Source organism: Arthrobacter sp. AZCC_0090, from assembly GCF_014207375.1.
In the GTDB taxonomy this organism is placed as follows: domain Bacteria; phylum Actinomycetota; class Actinomycetes; order Actinomycetales; family Micrococcaceae; genus Arthrobacter.
In genome coordinates this window covers 58,672-83,860 of sequence record NZ_JACHEE010000003.1, presented here as the reverse complement: position 1 = coordinate 83,860, position 25,189 = coordinate 58,672, and the positions used below count along the sequence as shown (strand labels likewise).

At 63.3% G+C, this 25,189-nt stretch carries 17 protein-coding genes and 2 tRNA genes; 2 read left to right on the top strand and 17 right to left on the bottom strand.

What is annotated here, in order from left to right; genetic code table 11:
• Window positions 1-40: 40 nt before the first annotated feature.
• The 12 genes from HNP00_RS05715 to HNP00_RS05660 all read right to left on the bottom strand — a co-directional run bounded on the left by HNP00_RS05715 (window position 41) and on the right by HNP00_RS05660 (window position 11,450).
• The gene (locus HNP00_RS05715; protein WP_184736905.1) at window positions 41-1,012 is read right to left on the bottom strand and encodes an electron transfer flavoprotein subunit alpha/FixB family protein; all 972 of its coding nucleotides are present in this window, start codon (window positions 1,010-1,012) and stop codon (window positions 41-43) included.
• A 13-nt stretch (window positions 1,013-1,025) separates the two neighbouring features.
• On the bottom strand, window positions 1,026-1,793 hold the full coding sequence (locus tag HNP00_RS05710; RefSeq protein ID WP_184736903.1) for an electron transfer flavoprotein subunit beta/FixA family protein: 768 nt from the start codon (window positions 1,791-1,793) through the stop codon (window positions 1,026-1,028).
• 184 nt (window positions 1,794-1,977) lie between these two features.
• Window positions 1,978-2,349, bottom strand: a complete 372-nt coding sequence (locus tag HNP00_RS05705) for a VOC family protein (RefSeq protein ID WP_221451240.1) — start codon at window positions 2,347-2,349, stop codon at window positions 1,978-1,980.
• Between the two features lie 203 nt (window positions 2,350-2,552).
• Window positions 2,553-3,350 carry a hypothetical protein gene (locus HNP00_RS05700; protein WP_184736901.1) on the bottom strand — a complete coding sequence of 266 codons (798 nt, stop codon included), beginning with the start codon at window positions 3,348-3,350 and terminating at the stop codon, window positions 2,553-2,555.
• Entirely contained in the window at window positions 3,331-4,839 is a 1,509-nt protein-coding gene (locus HNP00_RS05695; protein ID WP_184736899.1) for a hypothetical protein, read from the bottom strand. The genes HNP00_RS05700 and HNP00_RS05695 overlap by 20 nt, the downstream gene beginning before the upstream one ends.
• On the bottom strand, window positions 4,839-5,132 hold the full coding sequence (locus HNP00_RS05690) for a hypothetical protein (protein WP_184736897.1): 294 nt from the start codon (window positions 5,130-5,132) through the stop codon (window positions 4,839-4,841). The genes HNP00_RS05695 and HNP00_RS05690 overlap by 1 nt, the downstream gene beginning before the upstream one ends.
• Window positions 5,129-5,917 carry an ABC transporter ATP-binding protein gene (locus tag HNP00_RS05685; protein WP_311770522.1) on the bottom strand — a complete coding sequence of 263 codons (789 nt, stop codon included), beginning with the start codon at window positions 5,915-5,917 and terminating at the stop codon, window positions 5,129-5,131. The genes HNP00_RS05690 and HNP00_RS05685 overlap by 4 nt, the downstream gene beginning before the upstream one ends.
• A 33-nt stretch (window positions 5,918-5,950) precedes the next feature.
• Entirely contained in the window at window positions 5,951-6,196 is a 246-nt protein-coding gene (locus HNP00_RS05680) for a hypothetical protein (RefSeq protein WP_184736893.1), read from the bottom strand.
• Between the two features lie 367 nt (window positions 6,197-6,563).
• Window positions 6,564-6,640: transfer RNA gene (locus HNP00_RS05675), tRNA-Met, on the bottom strand.
• 157 nt (window positions 6,641-6,797) lie between these two features.
• A tRNA-Met gene (locus tag HNP00_RS05670) sits at window positions 6,798-6,871 on the bottom strand.
• 243 nt (window positions 6,872-7,114) lie between these two features.
• Window positions 7,115-10,111: a UPF0182 family protein gene (locus tag HNP00_RS05665; RefSeq protein WP_184736890.1), complete on the bottom strand. Its 2,997-nt coding sequence runs from the start codon at window positions 10,109-10,111 to the stop codon at window positions 7,115-7,117.
• Between the two features lie 133 nt (window positions 10,112-10,244).
• Entirely contained in the window at window positions 10,245-11,450 is a 1,206-nt protein-coding gene (locus HNP00_RS05660; protein ID WP_395893794.1) for a PDZ domain-containing protein, read from the bottom strand.
• A gap of 222 nt (window positions 11,451-11,672) precedes the next feature.
• Here HNP00_RS05660 and HNP00_RS05655 point away from each other — a divergent pair, with 222 nt between their 5' ends.
• Window positions 11,673-13,088 carry a zinc-dependent metalloprotease gene (locus tag HNP00_RS05655; RefSeq protein WP_184736888.1) on the top strand — a complete coding sequence of 472 codons (1,416 nt, stop codon included), beginning with the start codon at window positions 11,673-11,675 and terminating at the stop codon, window positions 13,086-13,088.
• A gap of 21 nt (window positions 13,089-13,109) precedes the next feature.
• Here the strand turns inward: HNP00_RS05655 and HNP00_RS05650 are convergent, their stop codons facing one another.
• From HNP00_RS05650 to nudC, 3 genes are read right to left on the bottom strand one after another with little or no spacing between them, the layout of a single operon-like run.
• Window positions 13,110-13,739, bottom strand: a complete 630-nt coding sequence (locus HNP00_RS05650; RefSeq protein WP_184736886.1) for a M48 family metallopeptidase — start codon at window positions 13,737-13,739, stop codon at window positions 13,110-13,112.
• The gene (locus HNP00_RS05645; protein WP_184736883.1) at window positions 13,739-15,871 is read right to left on the bottom strand and encodes an ATP-dependent DNA helicase UvrD2; all 2,133 of its coding nucleotides are present in this window, start codon (window positions 15,869-15,871) and stop codon (window positions 13,739-13,741) included. The genes HNP00_RS05650 and HNP00_RS05645 overlap by 1 nt, the downstream gene beginning before the upstream one ends.
• Window positions 15,868-16,869, bottom strand: coding sequence for an NAD(+) diphosphatase (gene nudC / locus HNP00_RS05640; RefSeq protein WP_184736881.1), 1,002 nt, complete (start codon window positions 16,867-16,869; stop codon window positions 15,868-15,870). The genes HNP00_RS05645 and nudC overlap by 4 nt, the downstream gene beginning before the upstream one ends.
• Before the next feature lie 143 nt (window positions 16,870-17,012).
• Between nudC and HNP00_RS05635 the strand changes: the two genes are divergently transcribed.
• Complete coding sequence (locus HNP00_RS05635; RefSeq protein WP_184736879.1) at window positions 17,013-18,308, top strand: macrolide 2'-phosphotransferase; 1,296 nt, start codon at window positions 17,013-17,015, stop codon at window positions 18,306-18,308.
• Window positions 18,309-18,372: 64 nt separating this feature from the next.
• On the opposite strand, the gene HNP00_RS05630 is transcribed toward HNP00_RS05635, so the two are convergent.
• Window positions 18,373-21,924, bottom strand: coding sequence for an ATP-dependent DNA helicase (locus HNP00_RS05630; protein ID WP_184736877.1), 3,552 nt, complete (start codon window positions 21,922-21,924; stop codon window positions 18,373-18,375).
• Complete coding sequence (locus HNP00_RS05625) at window positions 21,921-25,169, bottom strand: ATP-dependent DNA helicase (RefSeq protein WP_184737420.1); 3,249 nt, start codon at window positions 25,167-25,169, stop codon at window positions 21,921-21,923. Before HNP00_RS05625 ends, HNP00_RS05630 begins: the two co-directional genes overlap by 4 nt.
• Between the last annotated feature and the right edge of the window lie 20 nt (window positions 25,170-25,189).

Genomic DNA, 25,189 nt, shown 5'->3' with positions numbered 1-25,189 from the left:
AACAGGCTTTTGGTTGAAGCGGCCAAAGCCTGTTACGCCGTCAGTTGGATCGGGCTTTGACGGCCTCGATCAGTTTGGGAACCACCGTGAAAATATCGCCCACGATTCCGAAGTCGGCCACGTCGAAAATCGGGGCGTCTTCGTCTTTGTTGATAGCCACGATGGTCTTGGCTGTCTGCATGCCGGCCCGGTGCTGGATGGCTCCGGAAATTCCCAATGCGATGTATAGCTGCGGGGACACGCTGACGCCGGTCTGGCCTACCTGGGCCGTCTGGGCAACGTACCCCGCGTCGACGGCGGCACGTGACGCACCGATCGCCGCACCCAGAACGTCGGCCAATTGTTCAACCAAGACAAAATTCTCGGACGAGCCCAGGCCCCGACCGCCTGAGACCACCGTGGCTGCACTGCGAAGCTCGGGCCGGGCGGAGACCATGGGGTCGTCGTTGAACCGTTCAATAACAGCGGCAGCCGCGGTGGGGGCTTCCAGGGACGCAGTGCTGACGTCCGCAGTGGCTGCCGGAGCCTGGCCCTCGATCGCACCCTGTCGAATGGTGAGGATGGGCAGCCCACCGTCCACCGTGGACTCAACGGTGTACGCCCCGCCGAAGACTGAATGCTGGGCAACGACGGTTCCGTTGTCGTTACGCACCTGCACGACGTCGGCGAGCACACTGCCACCCGTTCGCACAGCGAGCCGGGCGGCGGCTTCGCGGCCATCCGCCGTGTTCGTGGTGAGCACCGCGGCCGGCTCATAGGCCTCGGCGGCCGCGCTCAGCGCATCCACTGCAGGGGCCACCAAGACAGTGCTCGCGGCAGCAGTCACAGCCGAGTAGATCCTTGCCGCGCCCAGCTCACCCAGGCGCGCGACGTCGTCGTCCGCCAGAGGCTCCGACGAGACCACGACGGCGACCGGCGAGCCCAGCCTGGCAGCGGCAGCCAACAGTCCCCTGGCGGACGCGGCAATCTCGCCGCGGTGGGAAATTTCGATGAGTGCCAAGACGTCCGACATTTCTTTTCCTCCCTCAGACCAAGCGATTCGCAACGAGGAACTCAGCCAGTTCGCTGGCTGCGGACCCGTCATCAATGAGTTTCCGGCCTGCTGCCCGGGGTGCGCGTTCAGCGGTGGAGACCACGACGGTGCGGCTCCTACTTGCCGGGATGTCGAGCTCGGCGACGGACAAGGTGGTGACGGGTTTGCGCTTGGCCGTCAGGATGCCCTTGAAGTTGGGAAACCGGGCCTCGGGGAAGCGTTCAGTCACCGTGAGGATGGCCGGCAGCCCGGCATGGACGTTGAGTGTTCCGCCCTCGCCCTGGCGGACGCCGCGTACCGCGTCATCGGTGACGTCTGCGGAGATCAATGATCCCAAAAGAGGCAGCCTGAGGTATTCGGCCACCATGGCGGGCACGACGCCGGCGCGGCCATCCGTGGATTCGTTGCCGGCCAGCACCACGTCAAAACCCGTAGCCCGCAAAGCCGCTGCCAGGGTCGCGGCGGTGCGGTGCGTATCCGCGCCGTTCAGGGAATCATCCAGGATGTGCACACCTGAATCCGCTCCCATGGAAAGGGCCTTGCGCAGGGCCTGGGCGGCATCGTCAGGTCCCATGGTCATTGCCACGACTTCAGTGCCCTTGTTGGCGTCCTTGATCCGCAACGCTGATTCGAGGGCGCGCTCGTTGATTTCGTCAATCACGTTGTCGCCGGCTTCACGGTCGAGCTGGCCCGTAGCGAGCTCGAGCTTCCGCTCTTCCGCCGTATCCGGCACTTGTTTGACGAGCACGACGATCTTCATTCAACAGCTCCCTCGATGCAAATGGCTGACGCTTGGAATCGAGAATACTAGGAACTCCTAGTATTTACCATGGAGCGACGGGAAGAATGCTTGGAACTCCTATTGATTATTCTGCGAGCTAAGATTTCCGCGCCGGGCATGACGAAGCGGCCCCGGCGGGTATCCGGATTTCGTAGGGATCGATCTAGCCCTCGCGAATGCCGAGGGTGTTCCCGTCGGGATCGCGGAACCAAGCGCCGCGTGCGGGGCCGAGCTGGGCGATGTGCCCTGTCGTGGCAAGGGGACCCTCTGCATAGTCGAGGAACTCGACGCCCTTGGCGGCCAGGTCCTGTACCACGGCCTCGATGTCGCCCACTTCGAAGTGTGCCAGGGTGTGCTCGGTTGCTGTAGGCGGACGCTTGAACACAGAGATCTCACTGATGGACCCGCAACGGTACCGGACGCCTACCGGAGTTTCCCAGAGGAAGGTCAGCCCTAGGATGCCGCCGTAAAATTCCTTCGCTCGCTCCAGATCCGTGACCGGAATTGTCGCCACAACCATCGTTGCATTGATCATCAGGGACCTCCTCAGGCATGCCATTTCCGTCAGGATGAACGGGCCATTCGGCCCAAGTTTCGTCCTTCGACAGCTTGACTGTCAATCTAGTTTGCGAGCATCTTGCGGCAGTACGTGGAGCAACGAAAGCTCTGTGGACGCTCGCGAAAAGGTAGGGCAGGATGGCTTAGTTCAGTTGGACGTTTCAGTCCGCTGTGAACACTTCAACGAGCGTCAGGGTGCGGGGCCGCCGATTGAGAGTTGGGTCCGTTTCGATCTTGCCTCAAGGCCATGCGGAGCATCCCGCCGTCGCCGTCATTGCGAAGCAGCAAAGCAAGATGCGATCCAGCCACCACCAATGAAGTCCAAAACAGGAGGGGCAGCCAAACCTGGAAAGGAAAGAGCAACCCGGGCAGGAGGAACGGAGCGACGGGACCAGCAAAGGTGACGGCAAGGTCCTGATGCTTCGGCAGGCCGCACCTGACGAGCCGGAACCTCCCTGAACGGGCGGTGAACAGAGCCGGCCCCGACGGTGCGAAGAGCCTGAAGACCCCGAGGTGTCCTAGTTCGTGCAGGATCAGGGAGACCAAGATGAGGAAGGCCAACGAGCTGAGCAACGCAAAGATACGCAGGCCAACGGCCTCCATGACCCACCAAGTTGCAGCGCTGAAGGCAACGGGCCACCCCAGGGTTCTGAGCATCATCGCCAGAACCTGGGTCTGGGAACGCGCCATGCCGGGCAGCACAGCGTCCGACTCAGTAGCGGGCAGTGAATCAGGATGCAGCAATTTGTTCAGGAGACCACGGTGTCCAACGTGTCGCGCTGACGCCAGCCCGGAGTCGAGGGACTCGCGCGCGACTATCAAGGCTTCGGGGCTGCTCTCCCGGGTGAGGAACTGCGGCGGGGCGGGGATGGACATCCCCAGCGGAGTGAAGTTCCACTTCCCATTCTGCAGAACAACACCGTCGATCGGATGAAGCTCGGTCCGTCTGGCTGCGCCGTCAACCACTTTTGGAAACACGGACCACGACCAAACCAAGGACCCCGGCGAGGAGGGCAGCCAAGACCGAGCTGGATAGGACCTCGCCGAGATAGCGGACATCGCCAAATAGCTTCCCAAGTTCCGTCCCCGTCCAGCGTGCTGCTGAAGATGACGCACCGTAAAGCAGGAAAACCGTGAAGCCAGTGGCACCGCTGGCCAATGGCTGCTCGCGGCTGAAAGGCACCAGCACTCCGCCAATCATGGCCGAGACCCAGGCCAGAATGGCATCAGGGATAAGTCGGGGCCAGTGATCCGCGGTCAGGAGACCCGCAGCGAACAGCGACCCCGCGAAGACAACGCCAATCGCCAACGAGATCATTGCGCAGGCAATGAGTTTGGGGGCAACCCAGGCAGTTGCGCGTCCAGTGAGATGACGTTGGACCCAATGGGTCCTGCTTGTCAGCCCGTAGGATTGCATGCCGACGACACAAGGGGCCACAGCCAAGCTTGGTGCTATTGCCGCTGCGAGGAATCCGAACTCAGGGTGGCCGGATAACGCAATGACACCGACTAGCCCGATCACCAGCAGGAGTACCAGCACCGTGAACTGATGGCTGCGCAATAGCTGCATCCCGTCGACGTACGCGGCAGCCAGCATCCTGTTCCGGGGAAGCGGGATGTTGGCGAACAGCCGGAGCGTCACGTCCTCTTGGTTGTCGATGTCCACTCGGGCCACAAGGAACATCAGACCCAGGGGAATCGCCAGCCACGCCGCGCCCGTCGCGATGTCTAGCCACGGAGCAGGGGCGCCGGTCCACAACGGTGCCAGTGCGCGGCCCCAGACACGGTGCATTGCTAAGTTGCGCGGACCTTCGACCGCATCGGCCATGCTTTCCGGCAGCGGCAGGACATCAGTCCAGACGAGCAGTGTGCTGATGATGAAACAAGAGACCCCGGCGAAGGTCAAGGCATAGTAGCGCGGTAGCCGAAGCCAACGTCTGTAACCGTAACCAAGGGTTCGGAACAGGGCCAAGACCAGCAGCTGAGTGGAGGCAAGGAAGACGACAAGAAGAATTGACGCGACAGCAGCGGCCCACCAGTCAACACTGCTGCGCCAAAGCGCGGCGAGTGAAGGGATGCAGAGACTGAAAGCCAAAATGTAAGACAAAGCCAGTACAGGGATCTGCAGCCCTGCGAAGACAGCCCGCCGAGAAACCGGGAGCATCTCCAGCACAGTCGCGAGGGAGCTCCGGGACGGGCCGAGTATCGAGAACAAAGCGGTGAGAAACGCGATCGTCAGGAATGAGCCGCCCAGCATGAAGGAAAGCGATCCCGGGGCGAGCGTGATCCGTTGTGTTCCTTCCGTTCCCCCAATCATCAAAGCCAGCATCGTACCGAAGGCCAAGGCGGTGGCAACCGCAGTCAAGGTGAAAGCCCTGATCGCAGTTACGGAGAGCCGAAGCTGTCCCGCCGTCTCTCGCGTCCACGCTGTGAGCGCGGTGCGGGCGACCGTTGCTGCAGCACCCACTAGTTGTGTCCTGAGGGTCCCGGCGATGCGTTGCCGCTTCGCACTGCCATCACCACACTAACAAGCACCGACAACGCGATGACCACGACGATTCCGGCGAAGTTGGGCTGGAATTCCAGGGCCAGTGCCCCGTTTTCGGTTCCAGCGGTCGCACTGAATAGACCTGGCAGGGTCGCCGGGGAGCCCGTCGAAATGGCGATCACGCTCGTGGCCACGCACAGAATGAACGCCAGGGCCATTCCCCCGGCCACTCCGCCTAGGGCTGCGCCAACAATTTTCGACGTCTTGTTCATTGAGGTCCCTCCTCGAGCCGGTCAACGCGGAGCGCCGCCTGTAGTTGTTCCCGGCGCTGCGCCTGGAACTCGTCAAGTTTCGTTGCCTGAAGGAAGACTGCTTCAAGCGATGCGAGCCCTCCGTAGGCTTCCCGAAGACCGGAGGGGCTGCCCAATGCCGCCTGCTCCCCGTTGTGAAGGATCATCACCCTGTCACAGTCGAGCTCGGCCCGCAGCATGTCGTGTGTGGCGATCAGTACGGAGCCACCGGCCCCGGCGAACATCCCCAGCAAATCTCGAAGCACGGCTGCCGCTTCCGGGTCGAGCCCGCGGAACGGTTCGTCGAGGATGAGGAGTTCCGGGGAATGCATGACGGCGGCGATCAACTGCAGCTTCCGCTTCATGCCATGCGAATATCCGCTGATGGATCGTCCAAGAGCCTCCTCGAGGCCGAGCGCATCGGCCAACTGGGCGGCAACGTCCCGATCGTCACGCTTCCGGAGCCGATGATGAAAATCCAGGTATTCAGTGCCAGTCAAGGACAAAGGCAACGGCAAGTCATCGGGTGCGAACCCGATGACTTGCCGGGATTCCTTGTCCTCGATGGGGACGCCGTTGACTTCAACACTGCCCCTGCTCGCTTCCAGCAGACCCGTGAGGATGTGGAGTGTGGTGGATTTACCGGACCCGTTTGGGCCGAGGAGGCCGAAGACTTCTCCGGGTACCAGCTCGAACGAGATGTCCCGCACGGCTTGTACCGTTCCATAGTCCTTTCCGAGCTCCTCGACCCTGCAGGTGAAATGCACAGATTTCAATGGTTCATTCACTGTTGCGTTGATCTAGGCCCGGCAGTAAAGCTTCCAGGTTCCCCCGGATTCCCAGCTCGGCATGTCCATTGCCGGCCAGGCTCCGCGCTGCTGGCAATACCAGAACCAGGCGGCGACCAGCCCCATGAAGATGATGGCGGCAATCGGGATAATGATCAGGAACCAGACGGCGTCATTCTGGCGCCGTCCCATCGAATCCGCAGCCTGTTGCCGCATGAGCAACGGAGCCGTAAGCAATAGCGTTGAGAGTTTTTGCATCGATTTCCTCCTATTTTCTTGAACTGGCGGAGGGGAAAGTCCAGCGATGAATCTTTGTTCCCCCGCCAAGAAAATAGCCCGGCTTTTTCGTCTCTAGGTGGTGGAAGGGGCCAATCCCCGTGCAGTTTTGCCCGAAACAGGTGAATTTTTCGGCAATCTAGGTGTGGTTCGCCACCCGTCTAGGTGTAAGCCCCGTTGCGAATGGTTCAACTGGCATGGCCACCAGGACCTTGGCCAAGACCTCTTGCCGGGCTCGGCGCTACCGTCGCCGCTACCGCTACTGCACGATGGAGCAGGCGCTTTTCGGCCGTAGCCAGCGAGGCAAAACAAAAGAGTCCGCCCTCATGGGCGGACTCTTTTGTGTATTTGGTTGCGGGGACAGGATTTGAACCTGTGACCTCTGGGTTATGAGCCCAGCGAGCTACCGAACTGCTCCACCCCGCGTCGCAGAATCAACTCTACCCCACATTCAGGGGTGCCCCCGACCACTCAGGTATGGGCTGCGGCACGTTGACGAATACCCCGCATTCCACCCCACGGAAGCGGCGAAAAACAAAAAGATCCGGCACAGTGTTTCCACTGTGCCGGATCTTTTCTCCAGTTGCGGGGACAGGATTTGAACCTGTGACCTCTGGGTTATGAGCCCAGCGAGCTACCGAACTGCTCCACCCCGCGTCGCAAGAACTACTTTACCTGCCGGTGAATGTCAGGCCAAATCCAAACGACGTGACCTCCGTCTCCCTGACCCGCCGGCGGTCCGCCGGCGGCACCAAACCGGACCGAGCATCTCGGCGACGCCACCAGAACAAGCGGCCAGGCCCCCAGAACAAAAGGGAAAACCGGGCCAGCCCTTGTCTGGGCTGGCCCGGTTTTCTAACGCTCCCCCAGCTAGGCAGACATCAGCCAGCTGGAGATCGCCTACTTGCTCGGCGAGGGTGACGACGTCGACGACGGCGACGGTGACGGCGTCGCGCTGGCCGACGGCGCCGGGGTAACACCGAGCCGGGATTCGGCGTCGAGCGCCTTCTTCAGTGCGGCGGACAGAATGTTCTGCTGTGCGCCGTAGCCGGCGAAGTCACCCTTGGCCAGCGCAGCCTGGCCGTCCTGGATTGCCTTGTTGGCTTCATCCAGTGCAGCCTTCAGCTGGGCCTGGGCATCCGCGGTGGCCGGTGGAGTGCTAGCCCCCGGAGTGGTGGGCGTCTGGCCGTTGTTGGCCGAGTCCCCCGCTGAGGCCCCGGAGTCGCCCCCGAACAGGATCTTCAACGCGGCGTCGAGCGTCGGAGCAAAGCCGACCTTGTCACCGAAGGCCACCAGCACCCTCTGAAGCGTCGGATATGAGGTCTCACCCGTCGATTTCAGATACACCGGCTGGACATAGAGCAGGCCCCCGCCCACTGGCAATGTCAAAAGGTTGCCGTTGAGCACGTCCGAGGCGCCTTGTCTCAGCAGGTTGAGTTCCCGCGACACTTCAGGATCGGAGTTGAACTTGTTCTGGGCCTGGCCTGGTCCTGGAACCTGGGTGTCCGTGGGCAACTGCAGCAAGCGCAGCTGCCCGTAGGTGTCAGCCTTCACCCCTTTCTGGCTACCGGCGTCGGAATCCGCTGCCAAGAAGCCATACAGGATGTTCCGGGCGTTCCCGTTGACTACCTGCGGGATGAATGACGACGTCAGCTGGAAGGCCGGCTTGGTCTGATCGGGCATCTGCAGGGACATGTAGAACGGAGGCTGCCGGACGGGATCCGTGACCGTGGGATCGTTCGGAACGCTCCACGCATCGTTGTTCTGGTAGAAGCTGTCCGCGTTGGTGACGTGGTAACGCCCAAGCAGTTCACGCTGGACTTTGAACAAGTCTTCCGGGTAGCGGACGTGGCTCATCAGTTGTCCCGACATTTCCGAGTACGGCTTGATGGTGCTCGGGAAGATCTTCTCCCATGCTTTCAGGATGGGGTCCTGGTCATCCCAGGCGTACAAGGTCACCGATCCGTCGTAGGCGTCAACAGTGGCCTTGACCGAGTTCCTGATGTAGTTGACGGTGCTGTTCGGCAGGGCGGCAGTGCGTCCAGAGGTCGTCTGCGAGTCAGCCGTAGCGTTCTGCAACTGCTGCTGCTGGGAGTACGGGAAATACTGGCTGGTGGTGTAACCGTCCACGATCCATTTCACACGGCCATCGACCACTGCGGGATAGGCGCTGCCGTCCACGGTCAGGTAGGGAGCAACCTTTTCCACGCGTTCACGCGGAGTGCGGTCATAGAGGATCTGGGACTTCTCGTTGACGCCGTCAGACAGCAACAGATCCGAGGACTGGAACTTGATGGAGTACAGAAGGCGGTTGAACCAATTGCCTACATTCGGGCCACCGTTGCCGGTGAACGTGTACTGCGTTTCAGTCGAAGTGTCCTTGCCGGCCGGACGGTCCTGTTCACGGTGCTGGGCGCCGTCCGGGGCGCCGACCACCGAGTAGTCCGGCGAATCTTCGCCGAAGTAGATACGGGGCTGGTAGCTCGTATCGCTGCCGAGGGTACCCATTGACGGAATACCGGACAGCAGGAAGTCCGGCTTGCCGTCGACCGTGAACGTATTGCCCTTGGCGGCCACTACGCCGTAACCGTGCGTGTAGACGATGTGCCGGTTGACCCAGGTTTGCTGGCTGGCGTTCAGCCCGTCCTGGTTCAATTCGCGGACAGCAATCACGGTGTCCTGGGTCTTGCCGTTCACCGTGTACCTGTCAACGTTCAAGGCCTTGGGGAATTGGTAATACGGACGGTACTGCTCCAACTGGGAAAACGCTGAAGAGACAAGGTTCGGGTCGAGCAAACGGATATTGGCAGCCGTCTGTGCATCCTTGGCAAGAGCGCCGGTCTTGGCGTCCGTTGTGGCGTTGTAAGGGGAAACCTTGATCTGGTCCAAACCGTAGGCAGCCCGGGTCATCGCAATGTTGCGATCGATGTACTTGTTTTCCAGCGTTTGCTCCGAGGGGCGGACTTGGAACTGCTGGATGACCCACGGGTAGACGCCGCCAGCCAGGATTGACGTGATAATCAGCATCGCAGTTCCGATGACTGGAAGGCGCCAACGGCCGATCACGGCGGCCACGATGAAGAGGACGGCCACCAGGCCAGCGGCAACTGCGAGGATGGTCTTCGTGGGGATGACGGCGTTGACGTCCGTGTAAAGGGCGCCCGCCCAGTGTCCGCCATTGTTTTGAACGGTGCTGTAGACGTCCAGCCAGAAGTTGGCCCCAAGAAGCAGCAGGAAAACGGCGCCGGTCACGGCCAGGTGGATCTGCGCGGCGCGGCTCGTGAAGATCCCGCGCTCCATGAGCCTGATGCTGCCGTAAAGGTAATGCGTCAGGATTCCGGCGATTCCGGCAACCACCACAACGCTCATCAGGAAGCCCGTGACAAATCCAAGGAACGGCAAAGTCATGAGGTAGAAGCTGATGTCCAGGCCGAACTGCGGGTCAGTCTGGCCGAACGGTACCTGGTTGAAGAACAGGAGGACTTTCTGCCATTGGCTCGCAGCAGCACTTCCGGCAAACAGTCCGAAGAGCACGGGGACGCCGATCATGACCACACGGCGCACCGGTTCAAGCTGGGCCTGGTACCGGTTCATGTTGTCCCTGGCCTCGGAGTCCGGGGCATAGACGGGCCGCGCGTGGTAAGCGACGCGGATCGCATAGAAGACTCCAACGAACATCAAGGCGAAGCCGGCCAGGAAGACAAGGATCCGGGAAAGATTCTCCCGGAAATACACTTCGAAGAAGCCCAGCTGCTGATACCAGAGGACGTCGGTCCATACATTGGCAAAGAAGATGAATCCCACCACGACGACGGCCACGACGATCAGGGTAGGTGTCAGGGCACCCCGTCTCAGCGGCGGTCTTCCGGGCGGGTTGGTGCTGGCTGGACGGGACAAACTCGGTACCTCATAGCTGGTCGTCAGTTAATTGTCATCAGTGCGTGTGTTCGTCGGCCCCGGTGCCTGGTTCTGATGGCGGAGGCCGTCATATGTGCCACGAGTGGCGGTGGAGCTAAGTTCCATCGTCAGTCTAGTTGTTGGAGCAAGCCGAAAGCCGGGACATGTCCTGTCCAGAGGCGAGTCGTTCCACGGCCGACTTTGCTTCCGCCAGGTTCCCCACTTTGACCACTTGCAGGCCATCCGGAATATGCCCCACGACTTCGTCGCAATTGGCTGCCGGCGCGAGGAAAAGCGTGGCGCCTCCGTTACGGGCTCCCCGCATTTTCTGGGCGATTCCGCCAATAGGTCCCACGGTGCCGTCGGGCGAAATCGTTCCGGTTCCGGCCACATGCTTGCCACCCGTGAGGTCTCCGGGAGTGATGCTGTCGATGATTCCCAGGGCAAACATCATGCCGGCGCTCGGTCCTCCCACCTGGTCCAAGGAGATCTTGACGTCGAACGGGAAGGTGAACTTGTACTGCAGCATCACTCCGAGGATGTAACGGCCGTTTGAACTTTTACCCGGCGCGATGTTCACGGTCACCGGTGTGCCCTTGCGATCGACGACGACGACGGCAGGCGCGCCCGCGCCGTCGGCCAGTGCGGTTTGGATGACGTTGAGGGACGTGACGGCCTTGCCGTTGATCGAGGTAAAAACGTCTCCGGTTTGGAGTTTGCCTTCGGAGGCCGAGCCGTCGGACAAACCTGCGACTTCAAGTTTCTGCTGGTACGGAATGTTCTCTTCATGGAGCGCCGAAGCAACCGCATTCTCTTGCGAGGTGGTCATGGCAAGCGCGCTTTCCTGTTCGGACTGCTGCTTGGTGACGCCTTTCGGGTAGAGCAGTTCCTCGGGGTACACGGCTTTGGAACCATCCAGCCAGGCCTGGAACGCTTCGAAAATACTCACCGGTCCATTGGGGCCACCGTTGATGTACACGGTGGTCAGGTCCAGGTTTCCTTTGGCGGGGAAGGTCTGATGGCCAGTGATGCTAATGACCGGTTTGTTGTGGTCTGTGCCCAGGGTGTTGAACGTCGGCCCCGGCGATTCCACCACGTAAGGAACGGGGAGGGCAGCGGCGGCCACTCCCAACACGATGGTCAGGGCACCGGAGACCAGCATGGCGAAGTACCGACCGTCGCGCCGCCGGGACCGCTCCGGCGCATGGGGCTGATCCTGCTCCGGCTCCCGCGATTCCGCTTCTTGCGCCTGCGAAGGGTCGTGCGACGTCGGGGCTTCGTGCGGGCGGGAGGGGCCGAGGGGCTGTCCGGGTTCCCCGGACGCTCCGGGACTCGGCAAACTAGTCAATGAAAGGCCTCTCCGCGCAGGAACCTGTGCCTAACGCTACCGTTTCGGCCCCTCAGGGTGGAGGCCAATAAACATACCAACGATCCACCCTACTTGCTGTGCCCGCCAGGCGTGCTTTGCCTAGAGCGAACGACGCGTTCCTGAGGCAGACAGCCCCCGGGCATCGCGGTACCTTGAAAGTGATCACCAGTCACATCGACGATCGGCGGCACCATGACCTCCAACCCCAATACCCCCTCCAATGGAGACGATTCACCCCAGGATCCCCTGGCAGAAATGCTGAAGAACCTGATGGGCGGGCAAGGCATGGGCAACATCGACCCCGCCGAATTGGCGAAGGCCGCGGGGCTGCCGAACGACCCCAATATGCTGCAACAAATGTTTGCCCAAGTGCAGGCCATGATGAGCTCCACGTCCGAGGGCCCTGTCAATTGGCAGCTCGCCCACGAAAACGCCCGCCGCGTCGCCGCTGCCAGCACGGATCCGTCGGTGAACGCCCTGCAGACCCGCGAAGTCGACGAGGCGCTACGGCTAGCGGAACTCTGGTTGGATCAGGTCACCGACCTTCAAGCAACGGGCCTGATCGGCCGTGCCTGGTCCCGCGCCGAATGGGTAGAAGCCACCCTGGCCACGTGGAAACGGCTCACCGAGCCGGTTGCCAACAGCATCGCCAACGCGCTCTCGGACGCATTGACCCAGCAGATGCCGGAAGAAATGAAGGCCATGATGGGTGGCACCTCCTCCATGTTGCAGAACATGGGCGGAGCCATCTTCGGCATGCAACTGGGCCAGGCGATCGGCGCCCTGTCCGCCGAGGTAGTCAGTTCAACCGATATCGGTGTTCCGCTCGCCGATCTCGAAATGGCCCTGCTACCGGCCAATGTGGCCAAATTCGGCGAAGGCCTGAGCATCCCGGAGAACGATGTCCGGCTGTTCCTCGCCGTCCGCGAAGCCGCGCATGCCCGCCTGTTCGTGCAGGTTCCTTGGCTGAGGGGCCACCTCCTCGGCGCCATCGAGGCCTATGCGCGCGGCATCCACATCGACATGTCGCGCGTCGAGGACCTCGCCCGCGATCTCGATCCCGGCAACCCCGAGGGTATCCAAGAAGCCCTGTCCCAAGGCGTGTTCACGCCCGAACGGACCCCCGAACAATCGGCGGCCTTGGAGAAACTCGAAACGGCCCTGGCGCTTGTTGAGGGCTGGGTGGATGAACTCACCGCAGCGGCTACCGAGAAAGTGCTGCCCTCCGCCGTCGCACTCCGGGAAACGGTGCGTCGACGCCGCGCCACCGGAGGACCCGCGGAACACGCGTTCTCCTCACTGGTAGGACTGGAACTGCGCCCACGGCGCCTGCGCGAAGCCGCCACCCTGTGGGCCGCGCTGAAGGATGAACGTGGAATCGCAGGCCGTGACGCCATCTGGCATCACCCCGATTTGCTCCCCACAGCCCACGATCTGGACGATCCCACGGGCTTCACCGAACGGCGCCGCCTGGCCGAAGCGAGCGATACTGAGGTGGACGACGCCCTGCAGAAGCTCCTTGAGGGTGGCTACGACGCTCCGAAGGATGAGGAAAACACGGAAAGCAACCCAGAGGCTCCGAAGCCGGAAGATGGAGACGCTCCCTAGCGAACCACTCCAGGCAGATGCCTAGACGGCGTCGGCGTCCCAGCCCTCGGCTGGAGCGTCGGCGCCTTCTGCATCCGGTCCAAGCCCCCGCGACGTCGCAAAGGAGACCCCCTCCAGGAAGGCCTTGGCCCGCTGCGTCTCAGGGTATGCCTCCAGCAAGCGCCAAAACGCGGCGTTGTGTCCAGCCACCAGCAGGTGCGCGAGTTCGTGGAGCAAAACATAGTCGATCACCCACTGCGGCATGGCCCTGAGTTTGTCCGAAAGGCGGATGGTCCCGTCCGCCGGTGTTGCTGAACCCCACCGTGACTTCTGGTTGTTGACCCAGCGGACCGACGTCGGCTTGGCACGTCCGCCCAGATATTTCGACGACAGTCCGGCGGCATGACTGGCAAGCGCGGCATCGCTGGCGGGACGTCTCCTGCCGGCACCGTGCGCACCTCTCTCCCCCTGACGCTTGAGCTTGTCCAGCATCCGCCGGACCCATTCGCCCTCTTGTGCCTTCGTGAAGTGGGCGGGGATCGCAACTACCGCGTTCCCGTCTTCCCAGAACGCCGCAACAGTACGACGGCGGCGGGCCGAGCGACGAACGACGACGGGCACGCCGTCGTCGGTGGTCGACGGCAAAGCGGGCTGGCCCGCGCGCTGCGCCACTAGGCGGACCCGTTCTCGACCAGGACTGCCAGGACGGCTTCGCCATACTTTTCCAGCTTGGAAGGGCCCACCCCCGCGAGCTTCGCCAATTCCTCAAGCGAAGCAGGCCGAGCCTCGGCGATGGCGGTCAACGTCGCGTCGGTGAAGACCACATAGGCGGGAACCTCGTTGCTCAATGCCTCGTCCTTGCGCCATTGCCGCAAAGCCTCGAACGTCTGTTCCTCGTACGTGGGCGGGCACTGGCTGCAGCGACCCACTTTGCGTTCAGCGCCGGTGGCGAGCATGGTGCCGCACACCCTGCACGACGCCGGTGCTGCCGCCTTGCGCCGCGGTGTCGCGCGGCTGCGGGCGCTGGCCCCGAGCACCGAATCGGGGCGCAGTCCGTCAAGGAAGCGCGACGGCTTACGGTTTGCGCGGCCACCAGGCGTTCGGGCCGTGGACCAGGACAGAGTCAGGTGTTCGCGTGCCCTGGTGATCCCGACGTACAGCAAGCGGCGTTCCTCGTCCACGCTCTCGGGAGTGTCGGCGAAGGAAATAGGCATAAGTCCCTCGCTCAAGCCCACCAGGAACACGGCGTCCCATTCCAGGCCCTTCGCGGCGTGCAGCGAAGCGAGGGTAACGCCCTGGACCGTTGGGGCGTGCTGGGCCACGGAACGTTCCTGGAGTTCGTTGACGAATTCCATCAAAGTGAATTCCGGCCCGCGGCTAATGGCGAGTTCGTCCGCGAGTGCCACCAGGGCCGCCAATGACTCCCAGCGTTCGCGCAGGGCTCCACCGCTGTGCGGAGCAGCGTCCGTGTAGCCGAGCGAAGCCACGATGTCCCGGACCAGTTGGCCGAGAGGTTCTTTGGCGGAGTCCTCGGCCACTGCTCGCGTGGCAGCGCGCAACTGGAGGATGGCATCCCGGACTTCCTTGCGGGCGAAGAAGCGCTCACCGCCCCGCAGTTGGTAGCCGATGCCCGCCGAAGCGAGGGCTTGTTCGTAGGCTTCCGACTGTCCGTTGGTGCGGAAGAGCACAGCGATCTCGCTCGCCTTGGTGCCGGCGTCGATCAGTTCCCGAATCCGGCCGGCGACCACCGCGGCCTCTGCCTCGTCATCGGGGCATTCCATGAACCGTGGTTCCGGTCCAGTTGGACGCTGCGCCACCAGCTGCAGGGGCTTTGCCCAGGCAGCATCCGCCACCATCCCACCGCTTCGCCGGGATCCGAGGAGATCATTGGCCAGCTTCACCACTTGGGGCGTGGAGCGGTAGTCACGAACCAGCTTCACGACTGTCGCCGAGGGGTACTGCACCTTGAATCCAAGGAGATGCTTTGGGGAAGCGCCCGTGAAAGAGTAGATGGTCTGGCTGGCGTCGCCCACCACGCAGAGTTCGTCGCGGCCGCCAAGCCACAGCTCCAAGAGCCGCTGTTGCAACGGAGAAACGTCCTGGTATTCGTCCACCACAAAGTGCCGGTACTGCTCACGGACGGTGGCTGCCACTTTCGGGTCTTCCTGAAGGATGCCTACCGTGATCAACAAGACGTCCTCGAAATCGATCACGTTGCGGTCCGTCTTCACGTCCTCGTATGACTGGAAGACCCGCGCGACCGCGGTCAAGTCGAAGCCTCCCGGAGTGCCGCGGCCGTGCGCGTTCTCAAGATAGTTGGCCGGCGTCAGCATGGAAACCTTGGCCCACTCGATCTCGGCCGCAAGGTCACGGATGGAAGCGCGATCGGTACTCAGGCGGAGCCGCCGCGCCGCTTCGGCGATCATGTTCGCCTTATGATCCAGCAAGTTTGGCAGGACGCCGCCGATCGCCTGCGGCCAGAAGAACTGCAGTTGCCTGAGCGCAGCGGCGTGAAAGGTGCGTGCTTGGACGCTTCCGACGCCGAGATCCCGCAGCCGGCTGCGCATCTCGGCTGCGGCCCGGGAGGTGAAGGTGACGGCCAGGAGTCGCTGCGGGCTGTAGACCCCGGAGTGGACACCATAAGCGATGCGGTGCGTGATGGCCCGGGTTTTTCCTGTACCCGCGCCGGCGAGGACGCACATGGGTCCTTTGAGGTTGCTGGCGACTTCCCGCTGCTCGGCATCGAGGCCGCCGAGAATCCGGTCCTCGAGTGAAACGGTGTCGCCGAAGATGCCGTCTGTCACTGCTGGAGGTCCTCGATGACGCCGCCGTACCAGTGCTCGATCAGGGAACGCGCAATCGAGAGCCGGGTGGAGATCGTAATCTCGCCACTGAGCACGGCTGCCTGGAGCTCCGCGCGGCTGAACCAGCGCGCACGGGTGACCTCGACGCCGTCGGGCCGGGCTTCGACGTCGTCCGTTGTCGCGGTGAACCCGAGCATAAGCGAGGCCGGGAACGGCCACGACTGCGAGCCGAGGTACTGGCAAGCGGTGACCCGCACACCTACCTCTTCCGCGATCTCCCTCACCACGGCCTGTTCAAGTGATTCCCCCGGTTCAACAAATCCTGCCAAAGTGGAGTAGTTCTTCGCGTCTACCGGCCCGCCTCCTCCCAGCAGCAGCCGGCCGTCAGAACCGACCACCGTGACGATGATGGCAGGGTCTGTCCTGGGGTAGTGTTCCGAATTATCCCGCGGGCATCGACGCACCCAGCCCCCAGCCTCGATGACGGTAGGCGTTCCGCACTGCGGGCAGTGTGTATGGGTGGCATGCCAATTGGAAATGGCACTCGCTTCAACGAACAAGGCGGTATCCGTGGCATCGAGGCGGGAAGCGATCTCCCGGAATCCCGTCCAGGTGCCTTCGGCCGGAAGACCCGCAGTTCCGGGGGCAGATGGCTCGCCCGGCACGAAGAGGACGATGGGTGTTTGCGCCGGGACAGACGAAGGCTGGCCGGACGAAGGGGCAAGGGTCCGGCCGAGATAAATCGCAGTGAGCGGTCCGCCGGCTGCTTGAAGGGTTTCAAGGAGAGGCGCAGCATCACCCAGCCACAGCTTCTCACCCACCACGAGCGCCTGGCGCTGCGACAGCACCATGGCCTTGGCAGCGCCCGAAGAGATCACTTCGTCAAGCACGCCGGGCTTCATGCGTTCGGCCGATCCCCGGTCAACCATGGCAGGGCGCACCGGAAGAACGGTATCGATAAGGTGGTTTGCCGGCGCCTGGAACTCGGTGAAACTCATGTACCTACCGTACTGACTCGCACCGACAAATAACATTTGGATCCACCTGCGATCCACGCTCCTGCATGCTGTTTTCTCGCGGATCTCAAGACTCGCCGCACTGCATCGCTCCCAGAGGCGCTTGTCAATCTACCGTGGAACACGTGAGAAGAACACCGTTCGAACTGGCCGCTGTAGCAACTGCGGCGGTGCCCGGCCTGACGCCGACGGCTGCCGCCTCCGCCCCGGATGATGCTGCCGATTTCGATTCGGCGCTTCTGCTGGACTCGGAGGGCAAACGTTGGCGCGTCCGTTCACCACGGCATCCGGAAGCCAGCGCCCGGCTCGAGACTGAATTCATGATTCTCCGTGCCTTCGCGCCGGCGATCAGGGCCGAGCTGCCCTTTCTGATGCCCACTGTGGCCGGAACCGTGCGCCAAGGTGCGCTGAGCACATTTGTTTACGCCCACCTGGCCGGGGCCACGCGCAGCATCGAAGAGCTGTCCGCCTGCAATGATGCGTTGGCCAAGGAGATCGGCGCGGCACTGGCAGCGGTCCACGATCTCCCCCAGTCGCTCGTCAACAACGCGGATCTTCCCAGCTATACCGCCAACGAATTCCGCCAGCGCAAGCTGAATGAGCTGGACCAAGCCGCCACCACCGGCAAGATTCCGCCCTCCCTGCTGCGTCGCTGGGAGCACGCGCTCGAGGACGTGGCGCTGTGGCGCTTCAATCCGTGCGTGGTCCACGGCGACCTCCACGAAGACAATCTACTGATCGACGGCGACAGCGTCGCTGCCCTGACAGGGTGGACCGATCTGCGCATCGGCGATCCCGCCGATGACTTCGCCTGGCTCGTGGCGTCAAACGAACAGAAGTTTGTAGAGTCCGTGCTCCGGCACTACACGGAAGCCCGACGGGACACGCCGGACGAACACCTGCTGCGTCGCTCCGCACTTCTCGCCGAATTCGCCCTGGCCCAGTACCTCGTCAAGGCCATGGCTGCGGGCCACAATGACATGACTGCCGAAGCCGAGGGCATGCTCACATCCCTTGCCGACGACATCGAGGAACAAAACGCACTGGCCGCAGAAGAGGCCGAGGCCGCAGCTGCGGAGCTCGCCGCTTCCGATGACGGCCTGGCGAAGCCTGCAGTGAGTGTGACAGCCATTCCGGAGGCCGTCCCGACGACCACAGTCCCGACGACCGCAGTCCCGACGAACGCACAGGAAACAAGCGCCATCACCCCGCCAGTCACCGTTGAGCCCTTGGTCGAAGCCGCTGTGGACCGCCCCGCCTCGGATAAGGCCGCTTCGGACGGACCCGCCTTAGAGCCTGCCGCAGTTTCAGCGGGCGGGAGCGACCCGACGCCGGAGGCGCCCTCCGAATCAGACGACACCTCGACGACGGCCCTCGAGGTAGTGGAGCCCGCTCCTTTGCAGGACGCCAAGGACCGCTAGCTGGTTTCCATCGCTAGTTGGTTTCAGCGGGCGACCAGGGCGGTCTTAGCGAGTTCGCGCGGCCTTAGTTACCCAGCGCGGAAGCGATGATGTTCTCCAGTTCGTCTGCCGTGCCCAGATCATGTGGCCTCACCACGGCGTCATCGGCTACGTAGTAGAACGCTGCGCTGACTTGCTCCAACGGGATGCCCTTGAGGCGCGCCCACGCCAGCCGGTACACGGCAAGCTGCAAGGCCCGGGTCTTCAGCTGGCGGCCAGCCGGCCGCTTGCCCGTCTTCCAGTCCACTAGGTCCCAGATGCCGTCCGCCCCCTGAAAAACAGCGTCGATCCGGCCCCGCACCACGACGTCCCCAATCCGCGTCTCTACAGGAACCTCGACGAAGGCCGGGGCACGGTGTGCCCATTCGGAGGTGACAAACGTTGCCACCATGTCGTCTAGTCCATACGCCTCGTCAATGTGGGAGTCAGAGCCGGGCGCCTCGTCGAGGTCCAGCATCCCGGTGGTTCCGAAGTAGTCCTCCACCCACGAATGGAACGCGGTGCCCTTACGGGCCGAAATCCCGGGTTGCCGCGGCACGGGCCGCCGTAGCTGGGCAAGGACGGCAGCAGGATCGTTTCCAAGATCGACGAACATTGATGCCGAAATATGCCCCGGCAGGTGAACGTCCTGAACCGGCTTCCGTCGCAGCTGCCGTTCCAACAACAGCTCCGCTTCGGCGGCCCAGCCAGCAGCCGCGCCTCGTAGCTGTTGGGCGGAGGGGTGGCGCGGAGCACCAGGCAACGAGGAATTGATGACCAACGGCGCATCCGATGGGAGCCCCTCGATGGCTTCCCTGACCCGGGCTGCCGCGGCCTCCATGGCAGCCCGTCGGCCCGGTACCAACCGGAGCCGATCTCCTGTACGAGGATCGCTGGGACCTTCGAGGGGATCATAGGGGAAGAGAGCAACTTCTGTGCCGACCGTCAGGGGGCTCTCAATGGGCAGCGCGTCTTCACTGAGCGACTGCGGGTGAATGGCAGCGGCCGATGCTCCGCCGGCGTCGTCGCCTGATTGGTCAGCCAGACATGCCAACTCGGCAAGGAAGGGCGACGTCTCGGCAATCCCCGCGCGGGAGCCGTTCCACGCGGCGCTCGATGCCCACAGGACGAACTTTGCACGAGTGTAGGCAACGTAGGCGAGTCGCCGTTCTTCAGCCTCGCCGTGGTGCTGAACCTCTGATTTGAAGTCCTTCTCGGCATCCAGCCAGCCTTTCTGGTCCGGTTGGTCCAGGTCCCACTGAGGGAGGTCTGCCCGGTCACCGCGGAGAGGCCATGGCAGTGCCGCAGTTCCGCTGCTCCATCGCGAGTCCCGGCTGCTCGGGAAGGCCCCGGCATTGAGACCGGGGACGAAGACAACGTCCCATTCCAAACCTTTGGAAGCGTGAACCGTCAGAAGTTGCACGGCCTCGTGGTTCACCTCGGCATCGGCCATGTCCAGTCCGCCTTCTTCTGATGCGGCCGCTTCAAGCCACCCCAGGAAGGCCAGTAGATCCACGCGTTGTGAGGTCTGCAGGAAGCTCGCAGCAGCATCGTGGAACGCGTCCAGGTTCCGACGAGCCTGGTGGATACTCGTGCCGGGCTTCGCCGCGACTTCAATGTCAAGCAACATGGCGCGTTCCACCTCGCCGAGGAGGGTGGAGAGATCATCCCCGATGAATCCACGGAGGTTCCGAAGTTCCGCAGAAAGGCGGCCAAGACGTTCCAAAGCCAATGCGCTGAGGGAGCGGCCGTGGCCTGAGGTCCATCCCGGGCGGGGCAAGAAGTCCAGCGCCTCAACAAGGCTCGCCGCATCCGTGATGTCGCTTTCCACCACGGTCTCCGCGAGGCTTTCGTCCGTCCCGAAGGCATCGTGATCCGCTCCGTCCCCGTCGTACACACCGCCTTGGGAGCGCCGTCTGGCCAGGAACTGAGACCAGTCGCGGAACGCCATGAGGTCGGCAGTACCAATCCTCCACCGGGCGCCTGCCAGCAGACGCATCAAGGCGTCCGAGCGGCCGGGATCGGCCAAGACGCGGAGGGCCGCCACGAGGTCCACTACTTCAGGAGTATCGAGCAGACCGCCGAGGCCGACTATTTCGTACGGAATCCCCTGGACCTCGAATTCGCGCCTCAAGCATTCCATCTGTGCCCGACGGCGGCAGAGTACTGCCATGGTTGGCGAAACCGGTGCGCCGTCAGCTGCCGTTTCGAAGACTGTGCGCCGGTACCGGTGGACGTCCAAGGCAATCGCTGTGGCCTCATCTTCGTCCGTAGCAAAGCGCCCGAGAACGACATTGCCGTCCACGGCCGCTGGGCTCGGCTGCAGCGGTGGTACTGCAACGGAGCTGTCCGTGGCACTAGCGCCCGGCGCTCCGTCATTCACGGCAGCCTTATTGAGCGGCCCCGAAATGACATTGGCGGCGGCCAGGATATTGCGTCCATTCCGCCAAGCAGTTGTCAGGTACGAGGTAGGGGCGATTGCAAGGGACGCTCTTCCGAAACTGTCTTCCACCCGGACCGGGAATTCCTGGACGAAGTGGAATAGCTGGCCTGCCGAAGCACCCCTGAACCCATAGATGGATTGGTTGGGATCCCCCACCGCTGTGACGGCGTGCCCTCCCCCGAACAGTCGGGAGAACAGGACCAGCTGCGCGTGCGAGGTGTCCTGGAATTCATCCAACAACACCACCTTGTAGCGGGCCCGCTCGGTGGAGGCCGCCAAGGGAACGTCCTGGGCAATCTTGGCTGCGAGCGCAACAAGGTCGCCAAAGTCCAGAACCCCCCGGTTCCTCTTCGCCCCTTGGTAACGCCCCACCATGTCCGCAACGCTGGCTCGGGTGCGCAACATCGCGCCGAGATCGCCAGCGGCTTGGGTGGGGTTTTTTTTCGCCCCGTCAACATAGGGCAATTGTGCGAACTCTGACACCCGCTCCATCAACCAGCGCTGGACTTCGGCCGGTTCGCGCAAATGCTCGGCGCACTCGCCGGCCAACTGCATCACAGCATTGACCAGCGTGGACTTGGCGGCCGTGAAGTGCCCGTAATCGCCGTCGTACGCTTCAACCACTTCAGTGGCAAGCTGCCAGGCCTGGGCGCCTCCCAGCAGCACCACATCGCGTTCGATACCCAGACGGAGGCCGTAGTCGGCCACAATTCCGCTGGCGTAAGAGTGGTAGGTGGACACTTTGGGTTCAAGTTCATCGGAGCCGGCAACTCCCTCGGGGAAGCCGTACTGCCCGTCGTCCGAGGACGCGATGCGCTGCAGGGTGGCCAATTTGGCGCGGATACGACTGGCTAGCTCCCCTGCCGCTTTGCGGGTGAAGGTGACGCCAAGGACCTCTTCAGGGCGAACCCATCCGTTCGCGACCAGCCACACCACGCGATCCGCCATGGTTGCGGTTTTCCCGGATCCGGCGCCGGCGATGACCAGCCGGGGGGTCAACGGTGACGCAATGATGGCGGATTGCTCGTCCGTGGGACGGTTCCGTTCGCCCAGGATATCGGCCAATTCGCCGGGCGAGAATCGAGGTTCCGGCAATACCGCGGCATCTTCGGCGGCCTCTCCGGCCTCGATTCCGGCAAGTGTCTGGACGGTCATTCTGTGACCTGCTTTCCCCTGGCGCACAATGGGCAAATATCGGGCAGTCGGCAGCCGTGGCCTCCATGGCTGCCCTTTGAGGGATCGTGACGCGCTTCGAAGCTTGCTCCGGCCATGAGCACGGCTGCTTCGCTGACAAGGTCCTGCGCCCAGTTATCTCCCGGGTCCAGGGGCTCCTGCACTTGGACCGCCGGCGTCTTTGTCTTGGTCCCCAACTGCGCCAGCACGGCACCGCCTGGAACAAGCCCCGGAACCGGCAGACCCTGGAATGCCCCGTGCAGTACCGCCGCCTGGTACGCACCCAGCTGGGGGTGCCTGGCGAGTTCGGCTTTGCCCGGCTGGCGTTTGCCCGTCTTGAGGTCGACAATCACCAGCCTGCCCTCGGCGTCAATCTCCAAACGGTCCACTTGCCCCCGAAGCACACCGTTCCGGACAGCCTCGGAATCCTGAGCAGCGGGGTTCAGCCGCACCTCAGGCAGCGGAACCTCGAAGTCCTGCTCGACCCCTGCCAGGCTCCGGCCCTCGCTCCGCATGACAAGGACGTATTGTGCAAGTTTCCGGACCATCTGCTCCGCACGTTGGAAGTCCAGCCTGCCCTCCCAGTTGTCCTTCATGCCCAGGGTCGGCCAACGGCGCACGAGCTCCGCGACATACTCGGCACCGGAAGCATCCGGCAGCTCCTGGGCGATCGCATGGACCAAGGTGCCCAGGCTCCGGGCAAAGTCAGTGGCGGCTTCGCCGCCCGCCGCCTGAACGAACCAATCCAACGGCGATTTGTGTACGGTTTCCACCTTCGAGGGAGAAACGAACACCGTGCCCCCTTCCGGAATCACCGGCTCCTCGCTGCTGAGTGGCGCCAATCCCCACCAGGAATCCGGGTGCGCGCCGGGCACCGGGGGCTCTGCGGTGGCAAGGTGAGCAAGGACCCGGGCAGCCTCCGCAGCCTCCCCCGCGACGCCGGGACGGGCAAGTCCGGCGTCGTCCGGCTGGACACGCTGCCTCAGCTCGGCCACCAAAGCGCGCAGGGTCATGGGCCGGTCCACTGGTGTGTACTCACGCCTGTACTGTCCCGGTTCGAGGGGCGCCACGTAATCGAGAAAGGCCGATTGCTGCTCGTCCTCGGAAGAAACCGCCGTGCAGATGAGGACTTCCCGCGCACGGGAGACGGCCGTTGAGAAGCTACGTAATTCGTCGTAGCGGATGTCCCGCAGTCTGCTGAGCGGACCCCGTTGCAGGGCGTGTTCAACTCCATGCTCCACGGCATCGGCAAATAGAGTACTGCCGAGGAGTTCACCCCGGAGCCTCGTGTTGGGCCATACGCCCTCCTGCAGGCCAGCGACGATGACCACGGCCCACTCCCGCCCGGCGGCGCTGGCCGGCGTCATGAGCTCCACCGCTTCCTCCAACTGGGCCCTGGCGGCCAGAGTGTCCATGGGGAGTTCCTGGCTGAGCAGATACTCCAGGAACTGTTCGGGACCGGAGCCGGGGAGCTGGTCGACATAGCGCTCGGCGGTGTGGAACAGGGCCATCATGGCGTCAAGGTCCCGGTCCGCGCGGGCGCCTGCCGCGCCGCCGTCGAGCGCCGTTTCCGTCCAGCGCGAAGCCAGCCCGGTGGCTTGCCACAATGCCCACAACACCGTCTCCGCGTTGGCCCCGGGTTCGTCGGCAGCCAGACGTCCTGCCGCGATCATGCGGGCCAAACGCCGTGCCGAGCTACCTTCGATACCCAAAGAACCCAGTGCCCCGGGCTCCAGCAACGCCTCAACCAGCAACGCATCGCTGGACCGTCCACCGCCGCCCAACAGTTCTTCCCGGCGCAGGGATTGCCGCAGGCGGCGCAACTCGATCGCGGTAGCCCCGCCGATCCTCGACGTCAGAAGAGAGACCGCAGACTCAGGCGTCAGCTTGGCCGGATCCAACACCACGCCGTACACCTCGAGCAGGGGACGAACAGCCACTGCGTCGCGGACAGCGGAATCCGCGACGGGGACGCGGACGGGGATTCCCTGACCGCTCAAATAGCGTTGCAATTGCGCCAATTGCCCACCGTTGCGCACGATCACCGCGATGTCACCGAACTCGTGGTTCTCACGTAGCTGAGCTTCAAGGATGCGTTGTGCCACGTAGCGCAATTCGTGGACTGTGGAGGGAAGGACATGTGCTTCCACCCGGCCCACAGGCTGCGGCCCCACCGATGCAGGCAAGGGATCCAGGCGGCGGGCCAACTGGCCTCCCGCGCGCTGCGAAATGCGCGCAGCCACGCCGGTCCATGCTTTCGCGACCTCGGGGAAGTGCCGGTGGGTATGCCAGAGCGGAAGCTCGTGAACACTATTTGCAAGACCTCCGAGCAGTCGGGGCAGTTCGGCGACAAGATCGGGGCGCGCCCCGCGGAAACCCTGGACTACGGTGTCCGGTGAGGACGTCACCAGAACGTCTTTCCCCTCTGCGATGTCTGCGAGCAGCTCAAACACCGCGGGATTTGCCTCCTGGATATCGTCCGCCAGGATGAATTGCAGCCGCTCGCGCTCTGCGGCCAGGAATCCGGGTGAATCCTGGAAAATCTGGCGCGCCGCGGTAATGATTCCTGCAGGATCAAATGCCTCCGGCATGCGCAGATCCAGGACGTCGCGGTACTCGGCGTACAGGTCTGCGGCGGCGACCCAGTCCGGCCGGCCGCATTCGTAAGCGAGCACCGTGAGGTCCTCCGCGGTGCGGCCGGATTCAATGATGCGGTCAAAAAGCTGGCGGATCTCCTGACGGAATCCCCGCGTCGGCAAGGCCGCTGACAAGTCCTGTGGCCACGGAAGTTCAAAGCCCGGTTTGGCATGCCCTTCCAGCAATTCCTTGATGATCAGGTCCTGTTCCGGCCCCGAAAGCAACTTGGGAGGACGCTGCAGCGCCAACACTCCCTCCGCTTTGGCGCGCCGGATCAGATCGAAAGCGTAAGACGCCCAGGTGCGTGCCGGCGTCGTACTCAAACTGCGGTCCAGCCGCCCCGTAAAGGTGTCCCGCAACGCCGACGCCGCGTGACGACCGGGCGCCAGGATCAGGATCCGCTCGGGATCCACGCCATCGCGCTCAACCCGCCGGACGGCAGCTTCCACCAGGACAGTCGACTTCCCGGTGCCCGGCGCCCCAGGCACCAACACCGGCCCGGATCCGAGCGGAAGGTCGACGACGGCGGCCTGGTCAGCGGACAAAGGCGGCGCCGCGTAATGGACTTCACGCGGCGGGAGCAGGCGCAATCTGGCCGAGGACTGCCGCG

Bases quoted from the DNA above. Each gene is read 5' to 3' on its own strand.
- nudC (WP_184736881.1), bottom strand. From the start codon at position 16,869: ATGAGTTTCACCGAGTTCCAGGCGCCGGCAAACCACCTTATCGATACC.
- HNP00_RS05710 (WP_184736903.1), bottom strand. From the start codon at position 1,793: ATGAAGATCGTCGTGCTCGTCAAACAAGTGCCGGATACGGCGGAAGAG.
- HNP00_RS05680 (WP_184736893.1), bottom strand. From the start codon at position 6,196: ATGCAAAAACTCTCAACGCTATTGCTTACGGCTCCGTTGCTCATGCGG.
- HNP00_RS05705 (WP_221451240.1), bottom strand. From the start codon at position 2,349: ATGATCAATGCAACGATGGTTGTGGCGACAATTCCGGTCACGGATCTG.
- HNP00_RS05690 (WP_184736897.1), bottom strand. From the start codon at position 5,132: ATGAACAAGACGTCGAAAATTGTTGGCGCAGCCCTAGGCGGAGTGGCC.
- HNP00_RS05715 (WP_184736905.1), bottom strand. From the start codon at position 1,012: ATGTCGGACGTCTTGGCACTCATCGAAATTTCCCACCGCGGCGAGATT.
- HNP00_RS05655 (WP_184736888.1), top strand. From the start codon at position 11,673: ATGACCTCCAACCCCAATACCCCCTCCAATGGAGACGATTCACCCCAG.
- HNP00_RS05630 (WP_184736877.1), bottom strand. From the start codon at position 21,924: ATGACCGTCCAGACACTTGCCGGAATCGAGGCCGGAGAGGCCGCCGAA.